At 59.0% G+C, this 14,187-nt stretch carries 15 protein-coding genes and 10 pseudogenes; 4 read left to right on the top strand and 21 right to left on the bottom strand.

The window, feature by feature from the left end:
- Positions 1-33: 33 nt before the first annotated feature.
- The 7 genes and pseudogenes from HQRW_RS13590 to HQRW_RS16835 form a co-directional block, all read right to left on the bottom strand.
- A pseudogene (locus HQRW_RS13590) lies at positions 34-467 on the bottom strand (PIN domain-containing protein).
- Complete coding sequence (locus HQRW_RS13585; protein WP_014557040.1) at positions 468-719, bottom strand: AbrB/MazE/SpoVT family DNA-binding domain-containing protein; 252 nt, start codon at positions 717-719, stop codon at positions 468-470.
- Positions 720-810: 91 nt separating this feature from the next.
- Positions 811-1,625 (bottom strand): annotated as a pseudogene (locus HQRW_RS13580) (hypothetical protein).
- Positions 1,626-1,757: 132 nt separating this feature from the next.
- A pseudogene (locus HQRW_RS15250) lies at positions 1,758-2,255 on the bottom strand (hypothetical protein).
- Positions 2,248-2,937 (bottom strand): nucleotidyltransferase domain-containing protein, encoded by a 690-nt coding sequence (locus tag HQRW_RS13570; RefSeq protein WP_049892172.1) that lies wholly within the window; start codon positions 2,935-2,937, stop codon positions 2,248-2,250. Before HQRW_RS13570 ends, HQRW_RS15250 begins: the two are co-directional and overlap by 8 nt.
- A gap of 86 nt (positions 2,938-3,023) precedes the next feature.
- Positions 3,024-3,705: pseudogene (locus tag HQRW_RS16840) on the bottom strand (type IV toxin-antitoxin system AbiEi family antitoxin domain-containing protein); the annotation flags it as partial.
- Positions 3,679-4,458, bottom strand: a pseudogene (locus tag HQRW_RS16835) (ParA family protein); the annotation flags it as partial. The pseudogenes HQRW_RS16835 and HQRW_RS16840, both read right to left, overlap by 27 nt.
- 251 nt (positions 4,459-4,709) lie before the next feature.
- Between HQRW_RS16835 and HQRW_RS13555 the strand changes: the two are divergent.
- Positions 4,710-5,384: a MarR family transcriptional regulator gene (locus tag HQRW_RS13555; RefSeq protein WP_014557034.1), complete on the top strand. Its 675-nt coding sequence runs from the start codon at positions 4,710-4,712 to the stop codon at positions 5,382-5,384.
- Positions 5,381-6,076 (top strand): nucleotidyltransferase family protein, encoded by a 696-nt coding sequence (locus tag HQRW_RS13550; RefSeq protein WP_014557033.1) that lies wholly within the window; start codon positions 5,381-5,383, stop codon positions 6,074-6,076. The genes HQRW_RS13555 and HQRW_RS13550 overlap by 4 nt, the downstream gene beginning before the upstream one ends.
- Here HQRW_RS13550 and HQRW_RS16830 read toward each other — a convergent pair.
- The 3 genes and pseudogenes from HQRW_RS16830 to HQRW_RS13540 form a co-directional block, all read right to left on the bottom strand.
- Positions 6,076-6,237 (bottom strand): annotated as a pseudogene (locus HQRW_RS16830) (DUF6735 family protein); the annotation flags it as partial. The gene HQRW_RS13550 and the pseudogene HQRW_RS16830 overlap by 1 nt on opposite strands.
- 67 nt (positions 6,238-6,304) lie before the next feature.
- A complete protein-coding gene (locus HQRW_RS13545) occupies positions 6,305-6,685 on the bottom strand; it encodes a hypothetical protein (RefSeq protein WP_014557032.1) in 381 nt (126 codons plus the stop codon).
- An 85-nt stretch (positions 6,686-6,770) separates the two neighbouring features.
- On the bottom strand, positions 6,771-6,956 hold the full coding sequence (locus HQRW_RS13540; protein WP_014557031.1) for a hypothetical protein: 186 nt from the start codon (positions 6,954-6,956) through the stop codon (positions 6,771-6,773).
- A gap of 322 nt (positions 6,957-7,278) precedes the next feature.
- Between HQRW_RS13540 and HQRW_RS13535 the strand changes: the two genes are divergently transcribed.
- Together HQRW_RS13535 and HQRW_RS17065 are read left to right on the top strand one after the other, a co-directional pair.
- On the top strand, positions 7,279-7,830 hold the full coding sequence (locus tag HQRW_RS13535; protein ID WP_014557030.1) for a DUF7342 family protein: 552 nt from the start codon (positions 7,279-7,281) through the stop codon (positions 7,828-7,830).
- Positions 7,831-7,847: 17 nt separating this feature from the next.
- Positions 7,848-8,336, top strand: a complete 489-nt coding sequence (locus HQRW_RS17065) for a hypothetical protein (protein WP_014557029.1) — start codon at positions 7,848-7,850, stop codon at positions 8,334-8,336.
- 251 nt (positions 8,337-8,587) lie between these two features.
- Here HQRW_RS17065 and HQRW_RS13525 read toward each other — a convergent pair.
- The 11 genes and pseudogenes from HQRW_RS13525 to HQRW_RS13475 form a co-directional block, all read right to left on the bottom strand.
- Positions 8,588-9,460: pseudogene (locus tag HQRW_RS13525) on the bottom strand (biosurfactant protein 1).
- A 348-nt stretch (positions 9,461-9,808) separates the two neighbouring features.
- A complete protein-coding gene (locus HQRW_RS13520; RefSeq protein WP_049892358.1) occupies positions 9,809-10,108 on the bottom strand; it encodes a hypothetical protein in 300 nt (99 codons plus the stop codon).
- Positions 10,109-10,161: 53 nt separating this feature from the next.
- A pseudogene (locus HQRW_RS16625) lies at positions 10,162-10,383 on the bottom strand (hypothetical protein).
- 49 nt (positions 10,384-10,432) lie between these two features.
- A complete protein-coding gene (locus HQRW_RS13510) occupies positions 10,433-10,696 on the bottom strand; it encodes a DUF7389 domain-containing protein (RefSeq protein WP_014557025.1) in 264 nt (87 codons plus the stop codon).
- Positions 10,697-10,718: 22 nt separating this feature from the next.
- Positions 10,719-11,120 (bottom strand): annotated as a pseudogene (locus HQRW_RS13505) (DUF6166 domain-containing protein).
- Between the two features lie 74 nt (positions 11,121-11,194).
- Positions 11,195-11,452, bottom strand: a pseudogene (locus HQRW_RS13500) (DUF7567 family protein); the annotation flags it as partial.
- A gap of 72 nt (positions 11,453-11,524) precedes the next feature.
- A complete protein-coding gene (locus HQRW_RS13495; RefSeq protein WP_014557023.1) occupies positions 11,525-12,037 on the bottom strand; it encodes a hypothetical protein in 513 nt (170 codons plus the stop codon).
- Positions 12,038-12,340 (bottom strand): hypothetical protein, encoded by a 303-nt coding sequence (locus tag HQRW_RS13490; RefSeq protein WP_014557022.1) that lies wholly within the window; start codon positions 12,338-12,340, stop codon positions 12,038-12,040.
- A 200-nt stretch (positions 12,341-12,540) separates the two neighbouring features.
- The gene (locus HQRW_RS15725) at positions 12,541-12,729 is read right to left on the bottom strand and encodes a hypothetical protein (protein ID WP_149031583.1); all 189 of its coding nucleotides are present in this window, start codon (positions 12,727-12,729) and stop codon (positions 12,541-12,543) included.
- 206 nt (positions 12,730-12,935) lie between these two features.
- A complete protein-coding gene (locus HQRW_RS13480) occupies positions 12,936-13,166 on the bottom strand; it encodes a hypothetical protein (protein ID WP_014557020.1) in 231 nt (76 codons plus the stop codon).
- Positions 13,144-13,365: a hypothetical protein gene (locus HQRW_RS13475; RefSeq protein WP_231852356.1), complete on the bottom strand. Its 222-nt coding sequence runs from the start codon at positions 13,363-13,365 to the stop codon at positions 13,144-13,146. The genes HQRW_RS13480 and HQRW_RS13475 overlap by 23 nt, the downstream gene beginning before the upstream one ends.
- Between the last annotated feature and the right edge of the window lie 822 nt (positions 13,366-14,187).

Here is a 14,187-nt window from a genome sequence, read left to right as displayed (position 1 = left end):
GAACATCGTCGCCAGCCGTGCCGTCTGCCAGCGTCAGTTTGGATCGGAGGGATTCGTTGCTGTATCGAGTCGATAGACATCCTCGACAGCGTCAAAATCGTCGTCAAACGCATACAGGTAGCCGAGCCTCTCGGTTTGCATATACGCCACCATGCATGCATCGACGAAGGCGAGGGGTTCGTGTTGGCGAAAGAGGGCCTTCCCGGTCGCGAGGCATCGGTGGTGAGTGAATCGATGTGGAAGCGGGGGTTTTCTTCGATTCGATCAAGGAGATCGACGGCTGCGTCGTGACCGGCGTGGGTCGTGAGGATATTGAGCGTTTCCGCGAGCACGTAGCCGAGGACGACTGCCTCCGGGAGCGCTCCATTGTCAATGCCTTGGAGCACGGGAAGCGCGGCATCGTGGGATCCATCCCGCCGGTATGCGGCGGCAAAGAGGACTGTCGTATCGATTAGTGCCCGAGGCATTTACCCGACGTCAACGCCCCAGGCGTTGTGATCGCTCGTGACATCGGTCGACTCCTCACCAGCGTAGCCGTCAAAATCGGCGAACGTGCCGGTTTGTTGTTGGATCACGTGGACCCGAATGCTCCCATCGTCCTCGAGATGCCAACGGAGCTGATCGCCATCGTCGATATCGAGTTCCCGGCGAATTCGGGCGGAGATGTTTGCCTGGTTTCCAGACACCTTGCTTTCGGCGTCGATTCTGTCGCTGCTCATACCTCACGGTAGGTGACCGGTCGTGAAAATCCTAGTGTGCCGCCACACTACCCAGTACCAGAAGAGTGATCCCGACGAAGAGGATTATGATCTACCCTGGGACCGTTGGGAGTCGACCGTCTGGTCGGGGAACGCGGCCCCGTTTGATCTCGTGATCGACGCAGCGCAGGTGCTTGCAGCCGTCTTCGGGTAAACGTTGCTGCCAGTCGGGACAGGTGCACGATTCGTCGATGATGTCGACTTCGTACCTGTTGTCGGACGCGGACTGCACCTCGTAGCGGCCACCCTTTGAGAGGAGCGAGACGTCCATCGCTTCGGCGACGGCACGCGCCGTGCGGGGCTCAAGATCGTCCTGTGACTTTGCGTTCTCGTCGACGACCAGTCGGTCGCGAACGTCGCCCGTTCGGTCACCGTCCGGAGCGACGGCTTCTGCAGGGCCACTGAGCCGCTCGTGGAGCACTTCCTCCACCGGATGACCTTCCGACCACAGGTAGTGGACCTCGCGGCGCTCGCAATGGTCGTAGGATCCGCACGCGGATGCGCTCCTAGTCCAGACTCGACAGCCCCCGAGCGCGGCCATCACGTCGACGATGTCACGGGAAACCGTCTGGTGACCGTCCGGGAAAACCGGAAGCGGGTACACGCCTCCTGCGGCGGGACGGTCTCCCACCAGTCTTCGCTGGAGCCCCAGCTGTCGAACATCGCGTTGTCGGTGTCGTAGCCGACCGTGACGCCGTCGATCGGCGTCCAGTTCGTCGGGAGGTGGTCTGCCTGCCCCTCGAGTATCCGGAGGACGGCGTATCGAAGCCACTCGCGGGCTTGGCTGTCCGCCGTTGCGACCTGGTCGTGCTGCTCGGCGACGTGCTCGGCTTCCTCAAGGATCGTGGTGAGATAGTCCTCAGCTATCATTTGACGGAGGTCGGAATGTGCCTCCGCTCCTCGGCGGGCACAAAAACATAATCAACAGATTCGTGATATCACCTCCCGCGTCGGTTAATCTGACTCACCTACTGTCGTCTTCTGGCAAACACGAATTCGCTACGTAGTCTCTCCACAGAGGCACTCGTGGCCCTGTCGAGACCGTCCAGTAATGTATGCATGAATCTCGGTGGCGAGCTCGTACATCGCGTCGGCACGCGCTGCAGAGGCCAGTCCGTCCTAATAGTACGTTTTGGCCCGGTGGTCGCGCCAGAGATCCGCGAGGTCCGCGGCTATCGATTCCCCGAAGACACCGGCCGCTGCAGCCTCCCGACAGACACCAGGATGTGTGCCGGGAAGACCATCCGGCTGCATCGTGCCGCGCTCGAGAAGCCGAAATTCGACGGTGCGTTCGATGGCGACAAACGACGCTTCGATAACAAGCGTATAATAGCTGGCATCCTGGAGGGACTCAGCGCCGGCGAGCAAGCGACAGGCCTTCCGCAGCTGGAGCAGGGCGGCGTCCTCGACATCGAGCCCGGCTTCGATGTCCGTTGGACGGCGATCAAATGCGGCTTGCACCTCGTCGATGAAGGTCTCGATGCGCGTACTACTCATCGGTGACGACCTCCTTGCGGAGCGCGTCGAGGCGGTCGCTCCCGGATACCGTAATCCCCTCGGCGAAGATCTCGCGGAGTTTCGATCCGGCTCTCCCAGCGCTCTCTGCGGACTCGACGTACGGTTCAAACACGAATCGGTCACCGCTGAACTGTTCGGACTGGAGATCGGCGACGACGTCGGTAATCTGCCGGCGGGCTGTCGTCCGGTCACCATCGACGACCACGAAGCAGTCGATATCGCTCTGCCGGTCTGCCTCCCCGCGGGCGACGCTTCCAAAGATGACGATACCGAGGAGATCGTTGATGTCGTCGGTGTCGTCGGTGTCGGTGGTCGTGGCTTGGACACGGTCGACGAACGCTCGGATCGGCGCGTGGAATTCCGACTGGGGGACCGCGAGGATCGGATCGTCCTTCTGGAGACGGTCTGGGTCGATCGCGACGTAGTTGCGCTGAGGTGTTTCTCGAATCTGGATGGCACCGATACTGTCGAGGAGGTCGACGGCCCGCCAGACCGTCGAGCGAGCCACACCTGTGGCGTCGACAAGTTCGGGAATCGAGAACTCCGTGTCGTGGGCGTCGGCGAGCAGGCGGAGGATGTCGTCCGCGGCGCCGATGCGAAAAACGTCGACGTCCGGGTCGGGATACGCATCGATACAGATGTTTATATCCTGTTTTGCCATTTCAGACACTATCTAATTCTGTGCAACGAGGTATAAATAAATAGAGGCATCAGGTAGCCAGGTGCTCTGCTTCGCGAGTGATCCGGTTAGGACTCCATCGCTTCCAGTTGGGCTGGCGCGATGTTGATTCGGAGGCGATACGTACTGTCGGTCGATCCGTTGTCGGGTCGCGTCGGGTCCAACAACGAGTAGCCACTCGTGAACGACGCGACGAGGTCCTCGCGGGCGGGGAGGTCGATGCCGAGCTGGTCGGCGAGGTAGACAATCCGCTCGGTTGCAGCGTCGTTATCGAGGCGTCCGAGATACTCGCCGACGATGTCCCAGTCACAACCCCGTTCGTCGGCGGTGCGCATCGCGGTCGCAAGTTCCCGAAGACCACCACAGAACTCGGGGTGGTCCGCACAGTCGACCAGCGTCTTCTCTAGGTCGCTGACGCACGGTCGTACCCTCGATCGAGGTCGGCTCACAGCCGAAGAATTTCTGCTCGGTGACTGTCGTGACGCGGTACGGGACACCGTGGATGTCTCGGCTTTGCGCTCTGGTCGGCGTGACGACGTACACCGTCCGGGGAATCTGTTCGGTCAGCCCGTGGTGGCTGAGGGCGCTGTAGTAGCCGATGTACATCGGCTCGGCGACGTGGGCGGCGATGAAGCACTCGTGGGTGGTGTACACGGTTTCCTCGCCGGCTGTGAGTGGAATGATGAGATACGTGTCCGGGAAGAGCCGGTCGAGCCAGCCCTTCTCGGTGAGTCGGGAGGCGATCTCGTTGAACAAGTCGCGTGCATCCTCAACGCGCTGGTTCTCCTTGCCGAAACCGAAGACGGACACCCCTTCGCCAATCGACTGGGAGAGGTCGGTCCGCTTCGGGATCTCGAACACTCGGAGGGAGTACGCCGACTTGATCTCCTCGATGGTGTCGCGGTGCTCGGCATTCTGCTCGACACGGTTACAGACGATTGCGAGCCGATTGATGTCTCCGTACGCCTGTTCGAGGGAACTCAGCTGCTTTGCGAAAATCTGGAGGCTGTTGGCGTTGAGCTTCTCGGGAATCACGGGGATGACGACGTTGCCGGTCGCGACCAGGGCGTTGTCGGTGAGGACGTTCAGGGATGGCGGCGTGTCGACAATGATGTAGTCGTAGTCCTTTTCGAGCTCGTCGAGAGTCATCTCCAACCGCTCGCGACTCTTTGGCGCCTCAAGCAGCGTCTGGATGTTCTTGTTATTCGCGAGTTTCTCGCTGGCGGGAAGGATGTCGAATTCCTCGTGTTCGACGATGATATCGTTCATCGACTTCATCTGGTCGAACTCGAGAACGTCGAACAGCGTTGTACGGTCGGTGTCGTAGTACAGATCATTATAGCCAAGCGAGCAGGTGAGCCCGCCGTGATAGTCGATATCGACCAGGAGGACGTCGTGGCCTCGGGCAGCGAGTGCGCCGCCAGTATGAATGACGTCGGTTGTCTTCCCCGCGCCTCCCTTCTGATTCGCCACCGTGATTCGTGTGGTATTGGTGTCGGTCATTATCTTCGTTTCTCTCGTTGTGTTCGTTTCCCCGTTTTGCTCATCGAGTAGAGGGTGCCAGTTCGTTCCTCAGAATGCTTTCAATACATTCGTTTTTCTCATTCAATTCGTTTTGTTCGTTGGATTCGGTATAGTCGTTCCACGTGTTTTCAGCGGGAATCAGGACTACCTTCGAGAGTATGGAGAGATAGTGGTTTTATGGACATTCGAGTAAGATTTTTAACTGTTACCAGATTATTGGTAACTACCAGATGTATGAGGTGCTCGACGACACCGCGGCGCAGGTCATCCTCGCTATCGAGAGTGGTGACTCCATCCGTCGTGTCGCCCAACACCTCTACACGCCGTACGAGACGGTTAGACAGGCCGTCAACCGACTCGAAGACGCAGGCTACGTCCACTATGACGACGGCCTCTCAGTCGTTGACGAGCGCGTGAGGGACGCAGCACGAGAGCTCGTCGCTGCCAGCGCCGGCGTCAGTCAACCATCCATCGAGGAGGCCTACGTTATCCCGCAGTTCGGTGACTGGCCGTTCGCATTCACACGGATCGACGCCGTCTACGTGTGGACCCAGGGCGGCTACCAGGTCGGTCGCGAGCCCAACGACTATCCACTGTTTCTGGCCGTCCGTGAGGAGGACGTCGACGCTTGGGAGGCGTTTTTCGAGTCGTTCGACCTCCCGACCGAATTCGAACGACAGCCCCGTCACGAGCTGGACGGAGCGCTACAGATCGTTCTTGAACCAGGGGCGTCCCTCGACATCGAGCACGTCGAGGGGTACCCGGTTATCCCGAGAGCAGAGACGATCGAGTATATGCGTGAGAACTACGCCCAGTTCCAGTCGGCGCTCGCGATGCTCGACCGGATGTACGAGGATATCGACCTCGGCGTCACGTACCGGGAAACGGAACGAGCGCAGCCATGAGCTTCAACAACCGGAGTGACGCGCTCATCGAACTGCTCGAGGAGCTCACCCAACAGGACCACAAGTACGTTCTTGTCGGCGGGTACGCTGTCTCAGCGTTCAATGCTCGCTTCTCCACGGACCTCGATATCGTCGTCGCGCCGGACTCCAAGGCTGACTTCGTCGGGTTCCTCGAACAGCAGGGATTCGAGGAAACGGACAGTCACGCCAAGAAATGGTTCTACGACACCGAAGTAATCGAGTACGAGAAGCGGCTCACGCCACAGCAGCCGATCGGCTTCGATCTCCTGGTCAACGGACTCGGGTGTCGCCAGACTGAGGCACAGTGGTCGTTCGACTATCTGTACGATCACAGCCACCAACAGGAGGTGAGCGGGGGCACAGTAACGACGACAGCCAGAGTCATCGATGGGGCAGTCCTTGTCGCGGCAAAGCTCCACAGTGGCCGAGAAACGGACCTCCGAGACGTCCTGGCAGTGGCTGAAGAGATCGACCTCAACGCTGTCACGCCCCATCTGCGGAGAGGGGACGACGATGCGCTACGGGAGCAACTTGAGCGTGGATCGGAAATCTTGGAGAGCGACGAACTCAAGCACGGATTTCGGAGTGACTTCGGGACCTCAGCTGTCTCAGAAGAAACGGTCACTGCTCTTCAAGAGTATCTGACTTCGCAAATTGACCACCTGAGCTGAAGCAGCTGTTTCGCCCACTTGGAGTTGGTGTCCTCGCCACCGAACGGCGACTCTGCCGAAATCCGGTGTTTGAGCTTCAGGTTCGCTGCGCCCCAGTGGCTGTAGTGGAGCGTGTACTGTCTGTCTGTCCGTTCGTACGCAACAAGTGCGCGGTGACCCATCGAGCAATCACCTCACGGGGCGACCGCGACTGGATCGCCCCGCACCCCTCCCGGGGGACGAACAACGCTACTCGTCGATCGGGTCGGGGGAACTGAGGTCCGCGTGGAGGACTTGACCGTCACGAGCGACGTACCGCTTCACCAGTACTGGGAAGCGACACTTCGTGAATCCCGCTGTCTGGATGTCGAGTTCCTCGTCGGCTTCGAGATGGTCGGCGAGTTCTCGCAAGAATTCGGGGGTCACGATGCCGCCCTCGTAGTCTGGGAGGCCGTTCTCCCGCGCCTCGTACACTTCGAAGTCATCGTACCCCCAGATGGTGAGTTCGCCCTCGTCGGTGACCTCCCAGTCGAGCGTCCCGAAGCAGTAGCTCTCACAGAGCTCGCGGACTGCCTGTGGATCCGATACGATCGCGCCGATTGACGTCGTCGCAGCTTGTGGTGTCGCCATGTCTGGACCCGCAGGAAGCCCCGTACCTCTCTTTGGGGGTGATAAACCGACACTGGAAGTGCCCCTGGCGTCGACGGCGATGAAATCAGTCGTCTGTTGGGGTGTCTGGTCTGCTCCCGTCCTCTGGTCGCGTGAGTATGCTCACTTCTTCCAGAAGGTCTCTTGCAGTCTCGACTCGCTCTCGATCCGCGTCGTCCAACTGGTCAACGTCGAGCCGGCTGAGATTGCTGAGCACACGATGCATCCGGTAGCCCTCGACTTGCTGATTCATCGGAAGCGCCTCACCACTCGCCGGCGCAGAGAGACTCCTTACGAGACTGTCGTCGCCACCAGTGCTCGTCGCACCGCGTTGGCGCCAGGAGGTCACTCTCACACCCGTCGTCCAGCATCGTGTCCGGGCTGTGGGATGCCTCGCCGGTCGGCCGTAGTTCTGCAAAGTCAGAATATCGGTCGTACATCGGTTGGTTCGTAGCTTCTATCGGTATTGCATTTCAACGTCCGGACGCCTTCGCTCGAATCTACTCTTGATTATGCGAGAGGGTACAAACATATATGAGAGCAGGGTGCGAACACTGTCCCAAGAGGTGCCAACCATGACCGAATCCCCGCGAGATGGGGTCCAATCGTGGACTGAGTCGATGAGCGCCCGCGACCGCATTCGGGCGGTCGCCGAGTCACTTCGCGAACCCCGCTCAGTTAATTGGATTAGCGAGCAGGCCGACGCCGCCTGGAGCACGACCAACGAGGAAGTTCAAGAACTCGTCGACCAGGGTCAGTTGCGTCGCGTCGAGGCCGGCGAGACCACGCGCTACCAGCCGGACTACACGCGACTGCTCTTCGAGGAGATCCGCACGCTCATCGAGAAAAACACCCGCGAGGAGCTGCGGAGCGAATTGACCGCGATTACTGAGGAAATCGAGGAGTGGCAGGCAACCTATAACGTCGAGACGTGGGAGGAGCTCGAACAGTCGCTCGCCGACGGCGACCTCACAAGTGCGGAGCTTCGGGACCGGCGCGACGTCATCGCGTTCTGGCGCGAGAACGAGGAGGATCGCCGCCTCATCAAGCACGCACTGGAACTCTACTCTGACGTTGAAGCCGCCCGCGAGCAGATGACCGACATGGCTGACCGCGCCACGAGCTAATCCTCCTCTTTCACAGAATGATCTTTCTTGCCGGTCGCGACCGCTATACACAGCGGACCCTCCTCCGCGATGTTCACGACCGATTGACGAACCAGCCAGGGTGTGAAGAGGTCCGCTATCGCCCGTCTCGACGCCGACCCCGGTACGTCATCACGGATGTCGATCCGACGACGTTCCTGAGTGACTCGTACGACGCGGCGACCGCATGGTTGGAGATTCGCTTCTGGTACCCCGCCAGCGTCGACCACGAATACTACCGCATCAACTGGGTCGAACCGGACCGAAATCTGATGCTCGGCTTCCACCAAGACGCCGACCATCCGGATCTTGGGCCCTGTCACATCCAACTCAATCACGAAGACAGGCCTGTCGACCGGCATAGCGAGACGTTTCTTGATGCGCATCCACTCGCCGTTCTCGATGACCGACTCCAGCAGTTCCCGCCCGCGCTAGATGCGATTCACTGGAAGAATGGAGCGCCCTCGCTCCCGACCCGGCCCGTCTAGACCGCGAGTTCATCGAGCGTCTGATGATACGTCCGTGCTGTGGTTGGCGTGACGTTTCCGGACTCGACGATGTCACGGAGCGTTACCCACTACCCCTGTTCCCGCCCCGATTTGTGGAGGCAAGCCGCTGCGAACCCTGCCGAATGAACGCCCGCTGTGACTGACGTCGGAGTTGAAGATACTTGCCGTATTAACCACCAGAAGTCATCTCTATCGGAGACTGTTAGTTAATCGGCGAGGTTCCTCCTGCCCTATTCGGGAGCAGGTCCGTAGCGACCTGTGCCACACACCTGGCACTCCCAGATTGGTTGGCCTGTCCAGGTCTCGTCAGGGAGCGACTCACGTGTCCTGAACCGATGTTCTGTTTCTCTCGTACAGTGCTGGCACTCGAGGGCTGTCACGGTCGGAATTTCGGCCCCGGTACTGGTGGATTCCGTTTCACGAGGAACTGTTTCAACAGCAACTGCTGGGACGATCCACAACTGGTCGCCGTCGTCGAGAGCGTGCTCGAGGGATGACCCATCACGAATTCCCTGCCCACGCTCGTCATAGACGCGCGGGAGCTCCGTCTGCGGGCGATTGTTCCTCCCATCTTCTTCCCCTGCCCGCTCACGGGACGCTGATAGCAACGCGTCGCCAGCCGCTGAGGTCACCTCGGCAGCAGCGGGGAGCGTAGGCCAGCGCTCGGTTAGCTGGGGTGCGGGCTCGTCGTCGAGATCGTAGATGAGCGTACAGTCGTCGATTGGCTGGTCGTGACTTGACGAGAGAAGCGTCGCTGCTGCTGCTCCCTTTGCCACGGCGCCGTAGAACGTCCCCGATTCGACGAGGAAGTGGATCACACCACGCAGTGTCTGCTCGGAACCCGCAGCACCCGACTCCGACGCGCCGTCGAGTTCGTGTTCGAGACAGAACCGGCATTTTCCTTGCGACGCCGGGATCGATGCGTCACAGGAGACACAGGCTCGGTCTGTGCCGGTAGTTCCGTCCGGATATCCGCCCGAATGCGAGGATTCACGCTGGCGAGTTGGCTAGCGGTCTGCTGGCTGATCCAGCGCTGGGTCCGGCACCAGAGCGCCTTCCCCGACAGGTTGGAACGCGTCTCGGTCTGAGTTGCGGTTCGTCATCGATTCGCTCCTCGTTTCCCCCGGTTTTGGTATTTAAACTCAAGCGTGAGGAAATGCGGGGGACGGATTCGGCGCCGACGAAATAAATCCGGGCCGAGACGGAGTCAGTTACGGAGCTCGGCGACCGCTCGCCTGCCATCGCTCACTCGCATCCTGTACGACTGTTCGTGGGTCGGTAGTCGGATTCATCTCCATCGGTTGAACGCGGGCATTCGGATTCCCCGCACCCTGCTGGGGTTCAAAAAACCCACCGGCTATTAGGCCCTCAGCGTCGCTTCAAAATTAGAACTCAGACTATTATAGTTCAGACTACAATATTTAGACGGATAACTAATCAATAGGGGCAGTCTATTCTTCGAAGAGACAGCGAGCGGCTGCATCGTCGCCAGTGAGGGTTTGCTGATTCTCGTCCGTATCAGCGAAGAGGGTTGACTGATCTCCCTCGGATGTTTGCTCCACTTCGGGTCGATCGTCGACGCCGAACTCACTCGCCTCGGGCTGGTCAAGACGCGAATCTCGGTCGCGACGATCCACGTCAGCGCCGAAATCCTCGAGTGAGGTCTCGACGCTCGTTTCGGTTACTTCGAGTTGGCCATCGTCACCGAACGCAGTCTGTCGGTGAATCTCGACTTCTGGTCGATCGCTCATCTGGATTGAGCCTCCACCCACCGAGGCTCCGACAGACACCTCCGAGTGCTGCGTCAATCGTCTTCTGCGCGAATTTCGCTGGCCCGATCTTTGAGCTGGCGAAGAATCGGGATTCGTTGCTGATTCGCGTTCTCGTAGGCGACGCAGGCTCGCAGCGTCTCCATATCGTTGATCGTCACGATACCAGCGTTGATCAGTCGCGTATTCTGGGGTTCGAGCCGTTATTCTGGTGAAAGCTCGCTCACGTCAGTCGATTGACCGTCAGGATTGCTCACTGATGATCGCCTCCGCTACTGCTGAGGCGACAAAAAACAGCCCCCGCCGTTACCCGTCTTCTTCCTCGGGTTGGATCTGGCGGGCGTCCTCAGCGAGATCGTGGATGTACTCCCGAAGAATCTCCATATCCTCGCGAGCGTCCTCGAGGGTCTTGCCCTTCGCTTTGACCACGATTTTGTTCCGATCGCGGGTGCCAGTCCCGCGAGTAAGCTTCACGGTAAGGGAAACGCCGACGTATTCCGTTCGTGTCGCCTGTTCACTGGTTTCGGCCGATTCGCCATCCGCACGAGATGGTTGGGTATGTTCTGACATGGATTCTTTCGGTGATTGGTATTTAGATGGACGGTGCGACCGGCTTGCCGGGTGTTTCGTGAAGGACTGCATCGATCTCGGCCCCGGTGAGTCGCCAGCTTCAAGCAGACCCAGCACAGTCCAGCTGGCTCACGACCTCGGTTTTGAACGCCTGGTAGTGGTCGAGGGCGAACGCTTCGTCACCTGTGTAGTCGAGGAGGAGTGCGAGCGCGAGTTGTGCCGGACCACTACTACCATATCCCCATTCGAATCCCGAGGGACTGCGATTCAACAGTGCGAGACTCCGCTCTGGCGTGAGCCGTTCTTGGCCGGGACGTTTCTCAACGATAGCCTGCCCGCTCTGCCGATACCCGACGTAGGCGATGTCGCAGCCGCTCGCTGGGTGTGTCTGTTCAATCGAGTGTGTGTCGCTAGGTCTACTCATCGGTCTGTTCGGGAGCGACTCGTTCGAGCACCCCCGCACCCCGGGGGAAAAACAGCCATAGGGACTGCTTGCCCCTACGCGAGATGGGAGATCTCGGCTGGTTCGTCGACCTCATCGAATTCACCACGCTTGACCGGCTGCCAGTCATCGCCGGGTGCTGGACTCCACCAGTCGACCTCGTAGGCACCCGGTGCGCCGAGGATCTTCACCCGCGCCGACCCATCGGGTAGGTCGCGACGGAGCTTCTCGTCGACGTGGAGGTTCCACGTTGAGTGGGTGTCGAAGCAGGCGAGCACAGTCTCTTCGTAGCCGTGTGTCTCTCGGGATTCTTGCTTCGTTCACGAACGTCGTAGAGAGCGTCGCTATCGGGCATTTCTGTTTACTTCGAAGTATCCCCCACGGTGTTAGGGCTTCTTGAGCAATGAGCGAGCTCGCTGCACGTAACTGCTCGCGCCCCAGCTACGGGCGTCACTGATCGCATCAAGGAGTAATCGCGCATTGGCAGCTGATAGGTGTCCAGTCCGAACGAAAATCGAGAGCAGCGTCGGTGTCGTGACGAGCCGGGTATCAGCGAGTGAGGCGTGGATCAAGCCAAGTTGGGTGAACTCGTCACAGAGGAAGAGCGCAGCATCGAGATCGTTCGCGAGGGTGACGGCCGTGTTCTCACCGTCATCGAGCGGAAACTCGGCATCGAGGTCCACCGACTGTGTCGTGAGTGCATCCACCCGATCGAGGACGGCGGACGCGGCGTGTCCATGGATGTCATCGTAGGAGGCGATCTCCCGGAGTTCATCCATAACCGCTGTTGGGACGACGACCTCGTACCGGGAGAGACAGAGTGTGAGTGGATCGGGATCGTCGTCAGTAACGATCCCGAGACTCACGAGAGCGGAGGCATCTGCGATGAGCCGCGACATCTACGCGTCGGCGACCTCGTCGATGAAGTCCTCGTCCAACTGCTGTTTCAACACTCGGATATTTGCCGCCTCTTCGGCGCCGACGAGCGCTTTGAGTTGCTCGAAGGTGATCTCATCGTCGTAATAGGCGGCGGCGATCTCTTGAGTGAGGGCGTCGTCGTGAGCGGCGTCTTGGAGGTACTCCCGAAGCGCGGTCACGAGGATATCTGTTCGGTCTTCCCCGAGGACTGCAGCCAGTGCGTCGGCGCGGTCGATGAGCCGATCGGGGGCCCGAAACTGCACGCGCTTCTTATCGGTGCTCATGATGTGTACATTGTGAGCCAATTCACTTAGCCGTTTTCGTGTGTACGATGTGAGCCTCACTCGACCAAGCGTTACCCGGTCACGAGATGCTCCTCAAGGACAAGCCTCAGTACGCCGTGATGGTCGGTTGACCACGAGGCGTCGTCGCTGGGTAGCAATGCAGTCGTGGATAGCTAAGGAGGCGCTGAGAACCTGTTGACTCACCCGCCTTCGAGTGCTGCATAGATCCTCGTGTGGCGGCGTCCGTCGAGCTTTCCCATCTTGAGGGCGACCTCGCGACGCTCGGCGTCGCTCTCGGCTGCCTGATACCGCTCGTAGAGCTGGCGGACCTCGTCGTCGACCGTCTTTGCGTCACCCTCGGAGACATCACCGGTGGCGGGGGCGACAATATCAAGTGGCTCGTCCTTGACATCCGCTTTGAGCAGACGCAGTCGCTGGGCAGTTTCAGCGCCAACCAGCTGCTTAACTGACTCGTACTTGAGTTGGTCGTCGTAGTATTTCGTAGCAACGAATTCCTGGAAGGTCTCGCTGTCGACAGCGATTTCATTATCGTAGTAAGCGGCCACGATCTCCTGCGAAAGCGAATCCTCGTCGGTCATCGGTCGCGCAGCCGATCGCGAGCGGTCGCGAACCGAACGGGATCCGTGTCGCCAGCCGCAGCCACCTCGTTCGCCGATTGAAGCTGCGAGTCGATGAGCCGATTCTGTTGGCGTGACCACTCACTATCGTCATGCGTCCGAACGTACTCGGCCCATCGCTTGATCATCTCACGCCGTTGCTCTGTGTTCCGACGATGGTCGTCCTCAAACTCCTGTGAGTTCAGCATAGTAGTCCTCCACTCCAAGCCCGTTGACGTAGATTTCAAGCTGCTCCGTGTTAAATCGTTCCTCGAAGGTCAAGTACAGGTGGAGTGCATCTTCGAAATCCTTCCCGCTGAGGCTGTCTGCAGCTTGTGCGAGTCGGAGTTTGTACGCAATTTGGAGTTCGAGCGGGCTGATCTCGATCTGCCCCTCATCGAATGTCACCGTGAGGGGATTGGAGAGGGCCTCACGCTCAACATCGTTTGAAACAAACCACGTCTCAAAGTTCGGGTGAATCTGCCTTGGGGTCTAGTAGTTCACAGAAGAACTGGGTGGTTAACTAGACATGCACCGGTCAGAGTAGTTCTCTCGTATCGAATTAGTGAATCAGCTCACCCAGAAGTTTGTTGAATCACTAAACCCCAAGGCTTCCTGCTTTTCCGACAGAACTTACAAAACCATTCTCACCGTGAGAATGGATTCACAGAGGTTCAATACATCTCATCGAGCGGCATTGCCATCCCCCAGTACCCCTGATTTTTGAGTTCGGTAACCAACTGCTCAGTCTCCGTTTCAGACAGCGACTCCAGAATGACGTCGATGTCCTTTGTCGACCGAGATCGCCCAGTGAGGATCGCGACGTACCCACTGACGATGACGTACTCCGCTTCGCAGGTGTCGAGAATTCGTGTAAACGTGCGCTTGAATCGCGGGACGTTGAAGATGAACGGCGAGTATTCGCCTGCCTGTGAAGGCTAGAACGGGAGTCCATGTGAAAGCCTTACGCTCAACGAGTAGGGTAGGGTAGTTTACACGCTTCGTCAGTCATAGCGAGTCGACAGGAAGATAGTTGAATCTGACTCGCTAGTTCATCGCCTGCTGGAATCGCTCGCAAGCGCCCGCTCGTCGACGCAGAGCAAAATGAGTTGGACAGAGATGAGAGCCTGAAACAATTCCGCTTTAGGATATAAGTAAACTGTATTACCGTAGACTAACCATGTTCATGAAGAGATTGTAACCATGAATTTATTATCTCCGGTTCATCGT

The organism is Haloquadratum walsbyi C23 (genome assembly GCF_000237865.1).
Lineage (GTDB): Archaea > Halobacteriota > Halobacteria > Halobacteriales > Haloferacaceae > Haloquadratum > Haloquadratum walsbyi.
This window is presented reverse-complemented; position numbering and strand designations above follow the sequence as displayed.